Annotated in this window: 1 protein-coding gene; it reads left to right on the forward strand. The window is 59.6% G+C overall.

All coding sequences use genetic code 11. The features are described 5' to 3' along the window. Positions 1 to 41: 41 nt before the first annotated feature. On the forward strand, positions 42 to 844 hold an 803-nt coding region (locus AWU74_RS06455; protein ID WP_162504952.1), incomplete at its 3' end, for a nucleotidyltransferase family protein.

Raw genomic sequence — 844 nt, forward strand, 5'->3', positions numbered from 1 at the left:
TATCACGCGTTGTGCCTGATGCTCGAGGAGCGCTTTTTCGCATGAATCCCCTTAAAACGGTGCTCATGGCGGGCGGCAAAGGCACCCGCATCGCCTCCGTCGCCCCCGGCGTTCCCAAGCCGATGATTCGACTGTGCGGCAAGCCGATTCTGGAACACCAGCTCGACTGCCTCAAGCGGAACGGACTCACCGACATTATCATTGTAACGGGGCATTTGGGGCAGGCGATACAAGACTATTTCGGAGACGGGAGCGGCTTCGGCTGCAGCATATCCTATTACGCCGAAACGGAGCCGCTCGGAACGGCGGGCGCACTCTACCGGATACGCGACGCGCTGACCGACGACTTTCTGCTGATTCACGGGGATATCATCTTTGACCTTGATTTTTCGCGCTTTGCCGCGTTTCACCGCGAGCGCGGGGCGCAGGCGACGCTCGCCGCGCACCCGAACAGCCACCCCTACGACAGCGCGCTTTTAATCACCGACGCGGAATGTCGCGTTACGGGCTGGCTCAGCAAGGAAGAACCCCGTAAATGGTATAAGAATCAGGTGAACGCGGGACTGCATATACTGTCGAAACGGTTGCTTGCCCTGCCGGATTCGGGCGGGCATATGGATTTGGACAGCGACGTTTTGAAGCCGAACATAGCGCGCGGCGGGATTTACGCCTACAGCACACCTGAATATATCAAGGATATGGGCACGCCGGAGCGCTACGTGGAGGTTGCCGCGGATATTGCGTCGGGCGCGATGGCGGCGCGGAACCCGCCGCATAAACAAAAGGCGGTGGTTATAGACCGCGACCGCCCTTACAACCAGCCGAACGGCCTTTTTCGCACGGG

Source organism: Treponema endosymbiont of Eucomonympha sp., assembly GCF_001028545.1.